We start from the raw sequence: 15,624 nt of genomic DNA, 5'->3' as shown, positions 1-15,624 counted from the left end.
GAGCGATCCCGCCATGAAACCGCACGCCCTGGCCGCCGCCGCGCTGGCCCTGTCCTCTCTCGCCATGGCCGGACTGCCGGCCCGGGCCGCCACCGCGGCGCCGGCCGTGGCGACCGCGGCGGTCGATCACGCCGCCGTGGCCCGCCACTACGCCGCCCTGGTCCACGCCAGCTACAGCGACACCCTGGCCGCCGCCCGGGACCTGCAGTCGGCGATCGACAGCTTCGTCAAGGCCCCCTCGGCCGAAGGACTGGACAAGGCCCGCAAGGCCTGGCTGGACGCCCGCGAGTTCTACGGCCAGACCGAGGCCTTCCGCTTCTACGGCGGCCCGATCGACGACGACAAGGGTCCCGAGGGCCGGCTCAACGCCTGGCCGCTGGACGAGGCCTATGTGGACTACGTGACCGGCAAGCCCCAGGCCGGCATGGTCAACAACGCCAAGTTCAAGATCACCAAGGCCGCGCTGGCCAAGGCCAACGAGCGCGGCGGCGAAGAGAACATCAGCGCCGGCTGGCACGCCATCGAGTTCCTGCTGTGGGGCCAGGACCAGAGCGAGACCGGTCCGGGCAACCGCCCGTTCGACGACTACGTGGTGGGCAAGGGCCAGAATGCCGAGCGCCGTGCCCAGTACCTGACCGTGGCCACCGCGTTGCTGGTCGACGACCTGGGTGCGGTGTCCAAGGCCTGGGAACCCGGCGCGAAGAACTACCGCGCGAAGTTCGAGCAGGGCGGCAAGGAGTCGGTGCGCAAGATCATCGTCGGCCTGGGCTCGCTCTCGCGCGGCGAACTCTCGGGCGAACGCATGGAAGTGGCGCTGAACTCGCAGGACCAGGAAGACGAACACTCCTGCTTCTCGGACAACACGCACCGCGACATCACCAACAACGCCCGCGGCATCCAGAACGTGTGGCTGGGCCAGTACACCCGCCGCGATGGCAGCAAGGTCGAGGGGCCCGGCCTGCGCGATCTCGTGGCGGTGAAGAATCCGGCCCTGGCCGAGAAGGCCACCGCGCAGATCGCCGACTCCGTCAAGGGCGCCGAAGCGATCCCGGCGCCGTTCGACCGCGCCATCGTCAAGGGCTCGGCCGGCCGCCCGGTGATCGAGAAGACCGTGGCCAGCCTGGTCGCCCAGTCCAAGCTGCTGGTCGAATCGGCGTCGGCCGTGGGCATCGCCAAGCTGACCCTCGTGGAGCCTTGACCCACCCCCGCGCCGCGCCGGCGGCGCGTCACCCCCTCAAGGGGGCGATGCCTGCGGCCCGGCAAAGCCGGTTCCACGGCATCCACGACCGACACCCCCTCTCCCCCAACACGCCTTTCACCATGCCCCCTTTTCCCAAAGCCACGCGCCTTGCGCCAGCCATGGGAGCCGTTGCCTTCGGGGCGGCGGCGCTCCTGCTGATCGGCCACGCCAGCGCCGACACCGACCCGGACCCGCTGGGTGAAAAGACCGGCGGCGCCACCACTGTCTACGCCACCGGCAGGAACGCCTTCTCGTTCCCGCTGGCCAACCTGGACGACGCCGAGCGCACCCGCTTCGTGGTCGGCAATTCCTTCTTCAAGCGCAACTGGGTCGAAGCGCCCGCGTCCACCACGGCGCGCGACGGCCTGGGCCCGCACTTCATCGCCCGCTCCTGCGCCGGCTGCCACGTGATGGACGGCCGCGGCGCGCCACCCGACTGGAAGAAGACGCTGGGCCCCGAGCCCGACAACACCGTCGCACTGCTGTTCCGCCTGTCGGTGCCCGGCACGCCCGCGCCGCACGACGGCGTGGTGCCCGAGCCCACCTACGGCGACCAGTTCAACAACGCCGGCATCCAGGGCGTGAAGCCCGAGGGCACGGTGCGCATCCACGGCACCCCCGTTCACGGCCGCTTCGCCGACGGCTCGCGCTACACGCTGCAGCAGCCGCAGTACCGCTTCACCGACCTCGGCTACGGCCCGATGGCGAAGGACGTGATGGTCAGCCCGCGCATCGCGCCGCACATGGCCGGCCTGGGCCTGCTCGAAGCGATTCCCGAGAGCGAGATCCTGGCCAACGCGCGCGACCAGGCCGCCGCGCCCGGCCCCGTCAAGGGCCAGCCCAACCGCGTCTGGGACGCCTTCGCGCAGAAGGAAGTGATCGGCCGCTTTGGCTGGAAGGCCAACACCGGCAGCCTGGCGCACCAGAGCGCGGGCGCCTTCCTGGGCGACATGGGCATCACCAGCAGCGTCAACGGGCGCGAAGCCTGCACGCCCGCGCAGAAGGACTGCCTGGCCGCGCCGCACGGCGGCGGCCAGCGCAGCGGCCGCGACGGGCTGATGCCGGCCTCGCAGGCCAGCGCCCAGGTGCCCGAGATCGACGACCAGACCCTGGGCGACGTGGTGTTCTACGCCGCCACGCTGGCCCCGGCCGCGCGCCGCCAGGTGAACGACCCGCAGGTGCAACGCGGCCAGGCGCTGTTCGCCCAGGCCCAGTGCGCCGCCTGCCACCGCCCGAGCTACACCACCGGCGAACCGCCGTTCCCGCGCCTGACCAGCCCCAAGGTGGCCAGCCAGCGCATCTGGCCCTACACCGACCTGCTGTTGCACGACATGGGCGAGGGCCTGGCCGACGGCCGGCCCGACTTCCTCGCCAGCGGCCGGCAGTGGAAGACGCCGCCGCTGTGGGGCGTGGGCCTGTTCCGGGACGTGAACGGCCACCAGCGCCTGCTGCACGACGGCCGCGCCAATGGCGTGCTCGAAGCCGTGCTGTGGCACGGCGGCGAGGCGCAGGGCGCCAGGGATCAGGTGCTGCAGTTCACGAAGCGGGACCGCGATGCGCTGGTCGCCTTCGTCAACTCGTTGTGAGGACCCGGTCATGATCCACCGACGCCACACCCTGGCCGGCCTGCTGGCCATGGCCGCCTGGCCCGCCACCGGCCTGCACGCGCAGACCGGCGGCGCGCTCGCCTTCCCCTACTACAGCGGTGAGGACGCGCTGCAGGGTCTGTACGCCCACCAGTTGCCGCTGGCGCGCGACTTTGAAACACAGGCCAGGGCCCTGACCGCCGCGGCCCGGCAGCACTGCGCCGGGCCGGCCTCGCCAGCCGTCCTGAAAGACGCCTGGCGCCAGGCCCTGCTGTCCTGGCAGGCGCTGTCCAGCCCCGCACTGGGCCCGGTGATCGAGCGGCGCTCGCAGCGGCAGATCGACTTCTGGCCCGCCCGTCCGGCCCTGCTGGCCAAGGCGCTGGAGCGCGCGCCGACGACGCTGGCCGACATGGAGTCCATCGGCACGCCGGCCAAGGGTTTTCCGGCGCTGGAACAGCTGCTGACCGCCAGGCCCTCGCCGGCCCATTGCCCCTATCTCGTGCTGCTGGCCGAAGGCATCGAAGCCGAGGCCAAGGCCCTGCGCAGTGGCTTCGAGCAGCTTGCCTCGCGCGACTGGACCAGCGACGAAGAGGCCGCCCGCAGCGCGTTCGCCGAGTGGATCAACCAGTGGCTGGGTGGCCTGGAACGGCTGCGCTGGGTCCACATCGAGCAGCCTGTGCAGAAGGCACGCACCGCTGGCAAAGGCCAGCCGCCCGAGTTCGCCCGCCTGGCGGCCGCCGACAACGCCGCCGAGTGGCGCGCGCAATGGCAGGCGCTGAAGGCCCAGGCCCGCCTGCGGCCCGAACAGGTCCGGCAACCGCCACAGCCCGGACAGGGTCTGATCCCCATCGAGGCATTGCTCATGGGCAAGGGCCAGATCGCCCTCGCGCAACGCTGGGGCCAGGCACTGGACCGCGCCGATGCCACCTTGGCCGCGCTGCCGGCCAGGGCCAGCGACGCGCAGCTGTTGGCGCTGTCGAAAACGCTCAAGGGCGTGACCACGCTGTTCCAGGCGGAAGTCGCGGCGGCGCTGGACGTGCCGCTGGGTTTCTCCGATGCGGATGGAGACTAGAAGGCGCCCCCCTGCGCCACCTTCGGCGTCTTCCCCCCTGGGGGGGGACGCCACTGGCGGCCCGGCGAAGCCGGTTCCGCGGTGGCCGCTGGATGAAAGCCTCTCTCGCCGGCAGCTGTGTCTGTTGGGTGTGGGTGCGGTGCTGTGGCCTTCGGCGCGCGCAGCCCGCACCGACGCCACCCTGCTCGCCGCCTGGCAGAGCAGCGCTGAACAACACATCGGCCTGCTGTCGTTCGGCGATGCGTCGTGGTCGGTGCAGCGGTCGCTGCCGGTGCCGACGCGCGCGCACGGCCTGTGGGCCGAGGCGGGCGGTTCGGTGCTGGCCGTGGCGCGGCGCCCGGGCGACTGGCTGCTGCGCTGGCACCCGCGCACCGGCCAGGCGCAATGGCACTGGATCGGTGAAGACCGTCGCTTCAACGGCCACGTGATCGCCCGCGACGGCGGTGCCACGCTCTGGACCACCGAGACCGACCTCGATTCCGCGCAAGGACGGCTGGGCGTGCGCGACGCCCGCACGCTGGAGAAGACCGCCGAATGGGCCACGCACGGCATGGACCCGCACCAGCTGCTGGCGCTGCCGCAGGCGGTCGGCGAGCTGCCCGCGGGCACCTTGATGGTGGCCAACGGCGGCATCCCGACGTTGCCCGAGACCGGGCGCAGCAAACGCGAAATCGGGCGCATGGATGCGTCGCTGGTCGCGCTGCACCCCGGCACTGGTGCGCTGCTGGGCCAGTGGCGCTTGCCCGACCCCTACCTGAGCATCCGCCACCTGGCCTTCGACCCGGTCTCGGGCACGCTGGGCATCGCGCTGCAGGCCGAACACCCGGCCAGCCACCCGGACCCGCAGGCCAAGGCCGGGGCACCGGTGCTCGCGGTCTGGGACGGCCGCACGTTGCGCGCCGCCGATGGCCAGCCAGCCATGGCGGGCTACGGCGGCGACCTCTGCGCCCTGCCGTCCGCCGCCGGGGGCGGTTTCGCGGTCAGCTGCCCGCGCGTGAACCAGCTGGCGCTGTTCGACGCGCGGGGCCGGTGGCGCGGCGCGCTGGCCCACCGCGAGGCCTACGCATTGGCCAGCCGCGATGACCGCTGGTGGCTCAGTGGCGCGGCCGGCGTGCTCGTCGGCCAGGGCGAGGCCCCGCCGGTGCTGGCCCCGTTGGACCGTCCCGCCACGGCACTGCAGATCGACAACCACTGGGTGCCGGTGCCGGGCTGAACCGGACCGGCCGCGTCAGGCGTCCGGGGTGTCCGCCGCGGCCTCCACGCCACTGGTCAGTTCGCAGGATCGCCCGGTGCGCCGGCACTGCCCGTCGGCCTCCAGCCAGGGGTGGGCGTGTCCGGCACAGCCGGTCTGGCAGATGACCGCGTGGGCGGCCTCCAGCCCGGGCGCCGCGACTGGGTCCACCGCCCGCCGCTTGGGCGGTGGGGGAGACTGCATGGCCGCGCCCCGCAGGTTCCAGGCGACCGAGGTCTTCATCCGGATCAGCGCGGCCCGCAAGCGCAGGTTCTCCGCCTCCAGGCGGGAAGCATGGCGGGCGCTGGCCTGCAGTTGTTCGCCGACGCGCTGCTGCAACTGCGCCAGCTGCCGCACCAGCACACCGTGTTCCGCCGACAACTCGGTCACCAGTTCCGGCCGGGCCAGGCCCCGCCATCGCACCGTGGTGCTCATGACCTCTCTCCCTGTGAATCGCTGACATCGCGCACTCCTTGCAAAGAAGACAGCATGGGCCGGATCACTGCAGTGTGCCGTGCGCCTCGTGCAGCGAAGCGGCCGGCGTCGGCTCCCGGCGAACCGGCGGCCCGTCGGCTTCCAGCGCTTGCAGCCAGCGGGTGCGCAGGTTGCCCAGCATGCAGCGCATCGCGGGCGACACCTGCGGGTGCTGGGCCAGGAAAAACAGGTTGGACACCAGCTTCCTGCCCATCAGGGGCCGGTGCGCTCCGTCTGCTGGGGCTTGCGCGTAGCCCGTCATCAGGGCCAGCGTACCGGCCATGAGCGCGTCCACCGAGGGCAGCACATATTCTTCGTCGCAGCAGGCATCGGTCGGGCAGGTGGGGGGGATCAAGGCGGGCCTCCATGGGTGGGATGGTTCCATCGCTGGCTGGCGGGGCGGCGGGTCGGGCAGACCCCCTGGAGGCTGGCTGGCGTCAAATGTGGAGACAGTTTATGAGAATAATTCTCATTTGACAAGACGGAGCAAGGTCAAGCCTTGGTGCCGTTTGTGGTGGCCACATTGCAGGACCACAATGCGGTCCCGGCTCGACATGTTTTTCGAAAGGAGTTCCCCATGCAAGGCGATCCACAGGCCATCGGCCACCTGCAGGCCCAGCTCAAGAACGAGCTGACCGCCATCAACCAGTACTTCGTGCACTACCGCATGCTCAAGCATTGGGGCCTGGACAAGCTGGCCAAGAAGGAATACTCGGAATCCATCGGCGAGATGAAGCACGCCGACTGGCTGATGGACCGCATCTTCATGCTCGACGGCCTGCCCAACCTGCAGGACCTGGGCAAGCTGAACATCGGCGAGAACGTGCCGGAGATGCTGGGCAGCGACCTGGCCCTGGAACGCGGCGCACAAGCCACCATCAAGGACGGCGTGGCGTATTGCGAGTCGGTGCGCGACTTCGTCTCGCGCGACCTGTTGATGAAGATCCTGGACGACACCGAGGAACACATCGACTTCCTCGAAACCCAGCTCGAACTCATCGACAAGGTCGGCATCCAGAACTACCTGCAGAGCCAGATGGGTGAGGCCAGCTGATCGCCCCGTTCCGCCACCCGCCCCAAAAGCCCGTGTCCCGCCACGGGCTTTTTTTGCCTTTATGAATGCGATCCATTATCATTTAACAACTACCCACCCACCATTGGCTCTTCCATGATCGTCTGTGTCTGCCGCCGCGTGAACGACAAAACCATCGCCCAGGCGGCGCGCTGTGGTGCGAGCTTTGACGACATCCAGATCGACATGGGTGTGGGCATGCAGTGCGGACAATGCGAGTCCAGTGCCCGCGCGGTCTGGGCCCAGTGCCGGCCCTCCCACCCCACAGCCCACCTGCAACGCCAGGACGAGGCTCCGGTCGCGGCCTGAAACCAGGCAAAGCACTTCCCTGGCCGCCTTCGGGCGGCTTTTCACTGTGGAAAACCGAGCTTGCGCGGCGCGCATTCCTGCCCAGAATGTCAAAAGCGCCCGAACCGACGGTTCGGAAAAAGCGATGGGCATTCGCGCCCTCGCGATTTAGAATGCGCAATCGCCTTTCGCATTGCAGAATTCAATAGCCGGAGACAGCCGAATGAGCACCGAACAAGCACAGAACAAGCGCGCCGAGCTGCGCGCCGCCGCCCTCGAATACCACGAGAAGCCCACCCCCGGCAAAGTGGCGATCGCGGCCACCAAGCAGCTGACCAACCAGCGCGATCTGGCGCTGGCCTACTCGCCCGGCGTGGCCGCCCCCTGCGAAGAAATCGTCGCCGACCCCAACAACGCCTTCAAGTACACCAGCCGCGGCAACCTGGTCGCCGTGATCACCAACGGCACCGCCGTGCTGGGCCTGGGCGACATCGGCCCGCTGGCCGCCAAGCCGGTGATGGAAGGCAAGGGCGTGCTGTTCAAGAAGTTCTCGGGCATCGATGTGTTCGACATCGAGATCAACGAGAAAGACCCCGACAAGCTGGTCGAGATCATCGCCGCCCTCGAACCCACCTTCGGCGGCATCAACCTCGAAGACATCAAGGCGCCCGACTGTTTCTACGTCGAACGCAAGCTGCGCGAGCGCATGAAGATCCCGGTCTTCCACGACGACCAGCATGGCACCGCCATCGTGGTCGGCGCGGCGCTGATGAACGGCCTGAAGGTCGTGGGCAAGGACATCAAGCAGGTCAAGCTGGTGACCTCGGGCGCCGGCGCCGCGGCCCTGGCCTGCCTGGGCCTGCTGGTCAAGCTGGGCCTGCCGCGCGAGAACATCTGGGTGACCGACCTCGCGGGCGTGGTCTACGAAGGCCGCACCGAGCTGATGGACGAGGACAAGATCCAGTTCGCACAGAAGACCGGGCAGCGCACGCTGACCGACGTGATCGCTGGTGCCGACGTGTTCCTGGGCCTGTCGGCTGGCGGCGTGCTCAAGAAGGACATGGTCGCCAAGATGGCCGCCAAGCCACTCATCTTCGCGCTGGCCAACCCCAACCCCGAGATTGCGCCCGAAGACGTGAAGGCGGTGCGCGACGACGCCATCATGGCCACCGGCCGCACCGACTACCCGAACCAGGTCAACAACGTCCTGTGTTTCCCCTACATCTTCCGCGGCGCGCTCGACTCGGGCGCGACCACCATCACCGACGAGATGGAGATCGCCGCGGTGCACGCGATCGCCGAGCTGGCGCAGGCCGAGCAGAGCGAAGTCGTGGCCGCCGCCTATGCCGGTGAAAAGCTGGCCTTCGGCCCCGAGTACCTGATTCCCAAGCCGTTCGACCCACGGCTGATGATGAAGATCGCGCCCGCCGTTGCGCAGGCGGCGGCGGACAGCGGCGTGGCGCTGCGTCCGGTGACCGACATGGAGGCCTACCGCCAGCGCCTGCAGAGCTTCGTGTTCGCCTCCGGCACGATCATGAAACCGATCTACGCCGCCGCACGCACGGCTGTGAAGAAACGCATCGCCTACGCCGAGGGCGAGGAAGAACGCGTGCTGCGCGCCTGCCAGATCGTGGTCGACGAAAACCTGGCTCGCCCGACGCTGATCGGTCGCCCGCCGGTGATCGCGCAACGCATCGAGAAATTCGGCCTGCGCCTGAAGGAAGGCCTGGACTACGACGTGGTCAACGTCGAACAGGACGATCGCTACCGCGAACTCTGGCAGACCTACCACCAGCTGATGGAACGCAAGGGCGTGACCGAGCAGCTGGCCAAAATCGAGATGCGCCGCCGCCTGTCGCTGATCGGCGCGATGCTGGTGCGCCGCGGCGACGTCGACGGCATGATCTGCGGCACCTGGGGCACCAACCCGCTGCACCTCACCTACATCGACCAGGTGATCGGCAAGCGCGAGGGCGCCACCTGCTACGCCGCGATGAACGCGCTGATGCTGCCCGGCCGTCAGGTGTTCCTGGTCGACACCCACGTCAACTACGATCCGACCGCCGAACAGTTGGCCGAAATCACCGTCATGGCGGCGCGCAAGATGATGCGCTTCGGCATCACGCCCAAGGCCGCGCTGCTGTCGCACAGCAACTTTGGCTCGTCCGAACAGCCCAGCGCGGTCAAGATGCGCCAGACCCTGGCGCTGCTGCAAACGAATGCACCGTGGCTGGAAGTCGACGGCGAAATGCACGGCGATGTGGCACTGGACGCCGAGGCCCGCACGGCGATGATGCCCCGCACCACCCTGCGTGGTGACGCCAACCTGCTGGTCTGCCCCAACATCGACGCCGCCAACATCGCCTACAACCTGCTCAAGACCGCCGCCGGTGGCAACATCGCCATCGGCCCGATGCTGCTGGGTGTGGGAAAACCTGTGCATATTCTCACGGCCAGCGCCACCGTGCGCCGCATTGTGAACATGACGGCCTTGACCGTGGCCGAAGCCAACGTGCACAGGCAAGCACCTGCCGCTTAGCAAGCACTAACTATTCCTCACAATTGCCCCGCAATATCCCTGCTTAATTAATCAGCAGCAACTTGCTTTTTTGCAGCGCATCAGGCACACTACCGGCTTGATATTCAGGGTAAACCCACCCGTTTGATGGTGCCGCTGAAGTGGTTTTGGCGGCTTTCTGGCGGATGGTTGGCTTGAGGAAAACAGGGATTCAGATGGGTCTGCAACCGATCCGGGCAACAACCCGTCGCGTCGGGTTGGTCTCCGGACTGGCCGCCGTGGCGGTCCTGGCGGCTTCTCTTAGCACCATATTGGTGCAAGCCCGAACCCCTTCACCCTCGTCCCTGCCCGGTTCTGCGGTCGCGTCCGTGGCCCTCACCGGCCTGCCACCGCAAGGCCAGGAAGTCATGGAGCAGATTCGCCAAGGCGGTCCGTTCCGGTTCGGGAAAGACGGCACGGTGTTCGGCAATTACGAGCGACAGCTCCCGAACCAGAGACGGGGTTATTACCGGGAATACACGGTGCCCACGCCGGGGTTGAGTCACCGGGGGGGCAAGCGGATCGTGTGTGGTGGCCAGCGGCCCCGCTCACCGGACGCGTGTTATTACACCGAGGACCACTACACCAGCTTCCGGCTGATCGTGCAGTGACCCGCGGTGATGTCGATGAATTTGGGTTTTCAACTTTGACCTTAGAAAGAGACGCGGAGATGGATACGCCACTTCGTAACGTTCGCACCAACATCGTTCAGTCGATCCGCGCCTTCGGCGTGAAAGACCTGCAGGCCGCCGCCGAGCAGCTGGGTCACCACTTCCTGTACGCCAATCTGGCCAAGGCCCAGAGCAAGCAGGACGTGCTCGAACTGATCGCTGCGCAGTACACGCTGCCGCCGCATTTCGGCAAGAACTTCGACGCGCTCTACGACTGCATGACCGACCTCGTGCACAAGTCGGGCCCGCAGACCGGCTTCATCGTCGTGCTCGAACACATCCCGGCGCACGCCAAGTTCGACAAGGAAGCGCGCGAGCAGCTGCTGGACATCTTCCGCGACACCGCCGACTACTGGAGCGACCGCAAGATTCCGTTCCGCTGCTTCTATTCGTTCTCCGTCGCCCGCGCCCCCAAGGGCGAAGAGCCGATCGAGGTCGAGAACGAAGAGCCGATGCCGACCGACAAGATCCTGGACGTGAGCCCGATGGCGCTGCGCATGAGCAGCCCGTTCAACGCGGGCTACTGGCTGGCTGCGGCGTAACAGGACGCCCCCCGCGCCGCGCCTGAGGGCGCGTCACCCCCCCACCAGGGGGCAACACCTGTGGCCTGGCAAAGCCAGTTCCGCGGTGTTCTGGACAAGAAAAAGCCGCTGCATCGCAGCGGCTTTTTTCATGCCTGCGTGCGCGCACGAGGCTATGACTGGACGGATTGTGCCAAGGCCACGTACTCGGCCACCGGCACTTCTTCGGCACGGCGCTGCAGATCGAACTCGCCGGAAAACCCCCGCGCTTCCAGCCACTTGCCCAGGGTATTGCGCAGGATCTTGCGGCGCTGGCTGAAGGCCGTCTGCACCAGATCGCCATAGGTCTTGAAGTCGATGGCCGGAGGCTGCGCCAGCGGCACCATGCGCACCACCGCGCTGTCGACCCGCGGCGGCGGATCGAAGCTCTCGGGCGGCACGAACAGCACGTTCTCCATCGCATAGCGCCACTGCAGCATCACCGACAGCCGGCCGTAGTCGGCGGTCGCGGGAGAGGCCACCATGCGGTCGATCACTTCCTTCTGCAGCATGAAGTGCTGGTCCTGCACCACCGCCACGTGGTCCAGCAGGTGGAACAGGATGGGACTGGAGATGTTGTAAGGCAGGTTGCCGACCACCCGGATCTTCTGGCCCGGCCAGCGGGTCGCCAGATCGGAAAAGTCCACCCGCAACACATCGGACTCGACCACATCGAGCTGTCCGTGCCCACGCAGCCGGGCCGCCAGGTCCCGGTCGAGCTCGATCACGCACAACCGCCCCACGCGCTCCACCAAGGGCTGCGTGAGCGCCGCCAGGCCAGGACCGATCTCGACCATGGGTTGCCCCGGTAGCGGCGCGATCGCGTCCACGATCGCGTCGATGATGGACGCATCGCTCAGGAAGTGCTGGCCAAAGCGCTTGCGCGCGACGTGCTTCATGCGCCGGACCGCGGTTGCCCGCTCAAGGCTGCGGCGCCTCGCGGTACTCGACGAACGCGCGCCCGCGCACTTCGTCGGTCCACGCACTCACGGCGTCGTCGGCCTTCTGCTCGCGCACCAGATCGCGCGCGATCTCGCGCTGCTCGCGCTCGCTGAGCACGGCCTGGCGCCGTTCTTCCAGCCGGATCAGGTGGACACCGAAACGCGACACGACCGGTTGCGACATCTCGCCAGGACGCAGGGCGTTCATCACCTGCTCGAACTCCGGCACGAACTGTCCGGGTGACACCCAGCCCAGATCACCGCCCTGGCGGGCCGAGCCATCGTTGCTGAACTGCGCGGCCAGCGCCTCGAAGGTGGCCTGGCCACTCGCGATCTGCTGGCGATAGCCCGTCAGGCGGGCGATCGCTTCGTCCTGGCTCAGGCGCACGCCGGGACGCAGCAGGATGTGGCGGGCGCGGCTTTGCGTGACGCTCAGCTCGGGCACCGGTGCCTGCTGCTTCTCCACCACCTTGAGCACATGGAATCCGGCGGCGCTGCGCACCGGACCGGCCACACCGCCGACCGGCAGGGATTGCGTGGCCTGCACAAACAGCTCGGGCAAGCGCGCGACCGGGCGCATGCCCATCAGACCACCGCCGGCGGCTTCGGCGCCTTGCGAAAACTCGCGCGCCTGTGCGGCCAGATCGGCGCCCGCGCGCAGCCGTTGCGCGACGCCCTCGGCCTTGGCCTGCAGTTCGCGCACCTGATCGGCACTGGCGTTCTCGGGCACCTGGATCAGCACGTGGCCCAGGTTGAGTTCGAGCGCGCCCACGCTGGCGTTCTGCCGTTCGCGGATGTAGGCATCAATTTCCGCCTCGCTGACGCTGACCCGCGCATTGATCTCGCGGTCGCGCAGGCGCTGCAGCAGCACCTGGTTGCGCAGGTCGTTGCGCAGCTTGTTGGGGTCGAGACCTTCGGAAACCACGCGGCGGCGGAACTCCTCGACAGAGAGCTGGTTCTGCGCGGCAATGTTCTGTTCGGCCTGCCCCACCGTGGCTTCGTCGACCTTGATGCCCTGTTCCGTGGCCTGCTGGATCAGCGCCCGCTCGACGATGAGCTGCTCCAGCACCTGCTTGACGAGTTCGTCGCGCGCCGGCAGCGCCTTGCCCTGGGCCGAGGCCTGCTGCTCCAGGCGCAGCAGGCGCTGGCGCACATCGAAATTCGTGACCGGCTCCGAGTTGACCAGGGCCACGATGTAGTCGACGGTGCGGGTGGCGGCCGGCGCTGCGGCGCGCTGCAACCCGGCCGCCGGCTTGAGCGACTGTGCCTGCACGGGCACACCGGCCCCCGCCATCAGCAGGGACACCGCCAGCCCGACCGGCAGGGTGCGCCGCAGAGGGAGGCGACGGTCAGTCATATTGCTGGAACCGGTTGGGCTTGACGACTTCTTCACGCAGGTACTGGTACTTGGGCACATGGCTCTGGAGGCTGCGCAGCGAGCTGGCACCCAGCCGCCCGAAACCATTGAGTTCGAGCTGGAACAGGATGCGCTTGTTGGCGTTGGAGGTGTTGACCGCCAGCTGTTCGGCCACGATGCGGCCGATCCAGCAGCCGGCGTCGTATTCGAAGCCAGCAATCAGGTCGATGACCTTGCGGTCCGGCAGGTTGTAGTTCAGGCGGCCGACGCTGTACCAGCGACCGGGGCCCAGGGCCTGTCCGCGCTGGTAGGCCGGCGTCGATCCGAACACCGCCGCCAGCGGCCACTGCCAGCCCAGGTCCAGCTGTTCGCTCACGCCCTTCTGGATCCGGTAGGCGGCGCTCAGCACCTTGTACGGGCCCGGGGTGTAGCGTCCGCCGATGGTGGTGCGCGACGATTCCTTGCTCTTGACGTTGTACTGGACATTGCTGTCGATCGACCAGAGCGGGTCCCACTGCACCCGCGCCGACAGCAGCATGTCGCCCATGCGATCGGTCACCGCCGTGCCGCCGGGCAGGGTCACCTTCTGGTCGGCCAGCAGGGCGCGCTGCGCCACACCGACGCGCACCACCTCGGCACCCGTGGCGGGGTTGATCAGGCGGGAGCTCAGTCCCAGGGTGACCGCGCGCGTGTCGCTGACGCGGTCGTAGCCGGTGAACGCGTTTTCGGAGAACAGGCTCGCCAGGCTGAAGTCGGGTGCACCCGCGTCGTAGTTGGGCAGGGCGCTCTGGTCGCGGTAGGGCGTCCAGGTCGCGAACGCCCGGGGTTCCAGGGTCTGCACATAGTCGCGCCCGAACCAGGAGGTGTCGCGTTCGAACACCAGGCCACTGTCGACGCTGAGCGTCGGGATGCTGCGCGAGGCGGTCACCGTGGGTCCGCCGGCGATGGCCGAGTCGGTGCGGTACTGGGCCAGGTTCAGGCGCGCCCGAGGCTGCACGTACCAGCCCGGCGTCTGCCAGCGGCGCGACAGGTCGGCCACCACCAGCGCCCGGTTGCCGGCCGATTTGTCCAGCTTGGCGCTGGCCAGCGCCGAACGCTGGAAGCGTGTCACGCTGCTTTCGAACCCGAGGTCCCAGCCCGGCACGCCGAGCCAGGTCATGTTCTCGCGGGCGAAGCTGGCACCGAAACCGGACTGGTCGTAGGGCGGCGTGATCACCGAGTCGACGTCCTGCAGGGTCTGCCAGCGGTTGGCGCCGGCATTGAAGTTCCAGCCGCTGTGCGACCAGCTCAGCCCCGCACCACTGGACAGCAGCCGCGAGGTCAGCGACGTGACGCTGCGCGGGAAATCGCGCCAGTAGTTGCTGTCGCCCACCCGGTTGAGCCCCACCGACAGGCCCAGATCGCTGCCGCCGGCGAAGCCCTGGATCAGGCTCTGGTTGTAGCCCAGCGCATAAGCCCAGCGGTCGCGGTCACGCAACTTGTCGGACGGCATGTAGCCCACCTTCAGCTCGCCCGAATGGGTGGGCTGCATGTACCGGAACTCCCCGCCCAGATCGACACCCCGTTTGGTCATGATCGTCGGGATGAAGGTCGCGTCGTAGTTCGGCGCCAGATTGAAGTAGTAAGGCGTGGTCAGCTCGAAGCCGTCCTGGGTGCTCAGGCCGATGGTGGGCGCCAGCGCCCCGCTCTTGCGCTTGTCGGAGAGCGGGAAGCTCAGGTAGGGCGCCGTCAGGATCGGCACCCCCTGGAACTCCAGCACACCCCAGTGCGCCGTGCCGACGTCTTCGGCGCGGTCGATGTCGATCGAGGCGGCGCGCACCAGCCAGGCGGGCATCCAGTCCTGTCCCGGGACGCGGGGGCAGGTCGAGTAGCGGCCATCCTCGACCACCGAGTGCTGGCGATCGACGAAATTGATGCGGCTGGCATCGCCCTTGCCCTGGTTGAGCAGCTCGTATTGCGGCTTGTCGAAAAAGCCCTTGGACGAGTCCAGGTTGAGCTGCATCTCGGGGCCGGTGAAGCGGTCCCCCTGGCGGTTGAGCAGCACGTTGCCGGACGCCTTCGTGTCCGAGGTGCCGCGGTTGTGTTCGATGCGGTCGGCCTTGAGCACCGTGCCGTTCTGGCGCAGTTCGGCGCCGCCTTCGATCACGGTCACGCCATCGAGCTCGCCCTGCACGTTGTTGCCCTGGACGAACACCGGCAGCACCTTGTTGGCATTGGGCGGCAACTGCTGTTCCAGGGACGCACCGGATTTGAGCCGGATGCCGGCCGTGTCGGCGGTGGTGCCAGACTGCGCCCAGACGGGTGCCGCACCGGCCCCCAGGGCGATCACCGCCAGCGCTGCCCGCACCGCGTGGGTCATCGGGGTGGGCTGCAATTGCAGAGAGCGCGCCGCCCGGTGCCTGCGGGCGGGTGTTTGCGGGGCGTCGTGGGCGGTGTTCAAGGCGGTGTGGTGCAAGGCGGCCGTCTCTGTTTGCTGTTGGCACTCGACCAGCCGTCGAAGCGTCGGCGGGTCACGGACTGTCCGCGCACAGCGGCCCGTGGACAGTGGATTTGTAGAATCTGCGGCCATTATCCT

The 15,624-nt window shown here is 68.2% G+C and carries 13 protein-coding genes and 1 pseudogene; 9 read left to right on the top strand and 5 right to left on the bottom strand.

Features of this window, described 5'->3' with window-relative positions; translation table 11 throughout:
* The first annotated feature begins 13 nt into the window (after positions 1–13).
* From ACS5NL_RS01155 to ACS5NL_RS01140, 4 genes are all read left to right on the top strand, one after another.
* Positions 14–1,198 carry an imelysin family protein gene (locus ACS5NL_RS01155; RefSeq protein ID WP_439351730.1) on the top strand — a complete coding sequence of 395 codons (1,185 nt, stop codon included), beginning with the start codon at positions 14–16 and terminating at the stop codon, positions 1,196–1,198.
* A gap of 161 nt (positions 1,199–1,359) precedes the next feature.
* The gene (locus ACS5NL_RS01150; protein ID WP_439351729.1) at positions 1,360–2,826 is read left to right on the top strand and encodes a di-heme oxidoreductase family protein; all 1,467 of its coding nucleotides are present in this window, start codon (positions 1,360–1,362) and stop codon (positions 2,824–2,826) included.
* Positions 2,827–2,836: 10 nt separating this feature from the next.
* On the top strand, positions 2,837–3,898 hold the full coding sequence (locus tag ACS5NL_RS01145; protein WP_439351728.1) for an imelysin family protein: 1,062 nt from the start codon (positions 2,837–2,839) through the stop codon (positions 3,896–3,898).
* Between the two features lie 139 nt (positions 3,899–4,037).
* Positions 4,038–5,111, top strand: a complete 1,074-nt coding sequence (locus ACS5NL_RS01140; protein ID WP_439351727.1) for a DUF1513 domain-containing protein — start codon at positions 4,038–4,040, stop codon at positions 5,109–5,111.
* 15 nt (positions 5,112–5,126) lie between these two features.
* Here ACS5NL_RS01140 and ACS5NL_RS01135 read toward each other — a convergent pair whose 3' ends face one another.
* Together ACS5NL_RS01135 and ACS5NL_RS01130 are read right to left on the bottom strand one after the other, a co-directional pair.
* Positions 5,127–5,564, bottom strand: a complete 438-nt coding sequence (locus ACS5NL_RS01135; RefSeq protein ID WP_439351726.1) for a hypothetical protein — start codon at positions 5,562–5,564, stop codon at positions 5,127–5,129.
* Positions 5,565–5,628: 64 nt separating this feature from the next.
* Positions 5,629–5,958 (bottom strand): hypothetical protein, encoded by a 330-nt coding sequence (locus tag ACS5NL_RS01130; RefSeq protein WP_439351725.1) that lies wholly within the window; start codon positions 5,956–5,958, stop codon positions 5,629–5,631.
* Between the two features lie 222 nt (positions 5,959–6,180).
* Here ACS5NL_RS01130 and bfr point away from each other — a divergent pair, with 222 nt between their 5' ends.
* The 5 genes and pseudogenes from bfr to ACS5NL_RS01105 all read left to right on the top strand — a co-directional run.
* Entirely contained in the window at positions 6,181–6,657 is a 477-nt protein-coding gene (gene bfr, locus ACS5NL_RS01125) for a bacterioferritin (RefSeq protein ID WP_439351724.1), read from the top strand.
* Positions 6,658–6,771: 114 nt separating this feature from the next.
* Positions 6,772–6,984, top strand: a complete 213-nt coding sequence (locus tag ACS5NL_RS01120) for a (2Fe-2S)-binding protein (protein ID WP_439351723.1) — start codon at positions 6,772–6,774, stop codon at positions 6,982–6,984.
* 202 nt (positions 6,985–7,186) lie between these two features.
* Positions 7,187–9,502, top strand: a complete 2,316-nt coding sequence (locus ACS5NL_RS01115; RefSeq protein WP_439351722.1) for an NADP-dependent malic enzyme — start codon at positions 7,187–7,189, stop codon at positions 9,500–9,502.
* 194 nt (positions 9,503–9,696) lie between these two features.
* Positions 9,697–10,131 (top strand): guanyl-specific ribonuclease, encoded by a 435-nt coding sequence (locus tag ACS5NL_RS01110; protein ID WP_439351721.1) that lies wholly within the window; start codon positions 9,697–9,699, stop codon positions 10,129–10,131.
* 59 nt (positions 10,132–10,190) lie between these two features.
* A pseudogene (locus ACS5NL_RS01105) lies at positions 10,191–10,586 on the top strand (barstar family protein); the annotation flags it as partial.
* A 299-nt stretch (positions 10,587–10,885) separates the two neighbouring features.
* On the opposite strand, the gene rsmA reads toward ACS5NL_RS01105, so the two are convergent.
* Genes rsmA through ACS5NL_RS01090 form a run of 3 tightly spaced genes read right to left on the bottom strand, consistent with a single transcriptional unit; the run spans position 10,886 to position 15,489 of the window.
* Positions 10,886–11,650, bottom strand: coding sequence for a 16S rRNA (adenine(1518)-N(6)/adenine(1519)-N(6))-dimethyltransferase RsmA (gene rsmA, locus ACS5NL_RS01100; protein ID WP_439351720.1), 765 nt, complete (start codon positions 11,648–11,650; stop codon positions 10,886–10,888).
* Positions 11,651–11,672: 22 nt separating this feature from the next.
* Positions 11,673–13,049, bottom strand: coding sequence for a peptidylprolyl isomerase (locus ACS5NL_RS01095; RefSeq protein ID WP_439351719.1), 1,377 nt, complete (start codon positions 13,047–13,049; stop codon positions 11,673–11,675).
* A complete protein-coding gene (locus ACS5NL_RS01090) occupies positions 13,042–15,489 on the bottom strand; it encodes an LPS-assembly protein LptD (protein ID WP_439351718.1) in 2,448 nt (815 codons plus the stop codon). Before ACS5NL_RS01090 ends, ACS5NL_RS01095 begins: the two co-directional genes overlap by 8 nt.
* Between the last annotated feature and the right edge of the window lie 135 nt (positions 15,490–15,624).

Source organism: Hydrogenophaga sedimenti, assembly GCF_051857515.1.
GTDB lineage: Bacteria > Pseudomonadota > Gammaproteobacteria > Burkholderiales > Burkholderiaceae_C > Hydrogenophaga.
The sequence above is the reverse complement of the archived record's forward strand: the minus strand, read 5'-3'. Positions and strand labels throughout refer to the sequence as shown.

Excerpts from the sequence above, each read along its gene's own strand:
- ACS5NL_RS01155 (WP_439351730.1), top strand. The coding sequence starts at position 14 with ATGAAACCGCACGCCCTGGCCGCCGCCGCGCTGGCCCTGTCCTCTCTC.
- ACS5NL_RS01150 (WP_439351729.1), top strand. The coding sequence starts at position 1,360 with ATGGGAGCCGTTGCCTTCGGGGCGGCGGCGCTCCTGCTGATCGGCCAC.
- ACS5NL_RS01145 (WP_439351728.1), top strand. The coding sequence starts at position 2,837 with ATGATCCACCGACGCCACACCCTGGCCGGCCTGCTGGCCATGGCCGCC.
- ACS5NL_RS01135 (WP_439351726.1), bottom strand. The coding sequence starts at position 5,564 with ATGAGCACCACGGTGCGATGGCGGGGCCTGGCCCGGCCGGAACTGGTG.
- bfr (WP_439351724.1), top strand. The coding sequence starts at position 6,181 with ATGCAAGGCGATCCACAGGCCATCGGCCACCTGCAGGCCCAGCTCAAG.
- ACS5NL_RS01120 (WP_439351723.1), top strand. The coding sequence starts at position 6,772 with ATGATCGTCTGTGTCTGCCGCCGCGTGAACGACAAAACCATCGCCCAG.
- ACS5NL_RS01115 (WP_439351722.1), top strand. The coding sequence starts at position 7,187 with ATGAGCACCGAACAAGCACAGAACAAGCGCGCCGAGCTGCGCGCCGCC.
- ACS5NL_RS01110 (WP_439351721.1), top strand. The coding sequence starts at position 9,697 with ATGGGTCTGCAACCGATCCGGGCAACAACCCGTCGCGTCGGGTTGGTC.
- rsmA (WP_439351720.1), bottom strand. The coding sequence starts at position 11,650 with ATGAAGCACGTCGCGCGCAAGCGCTTTGGCCAGCACTTCCTGAGCGAT.
- ACS5NL_RS01095 (WP_439351719.1), bottom strand. The coding sequence starts at position 13,049 with ATGACTGACCGTCGCCTCCCTCTGCGGCGCACCCTGCCGGTCGGGCTG.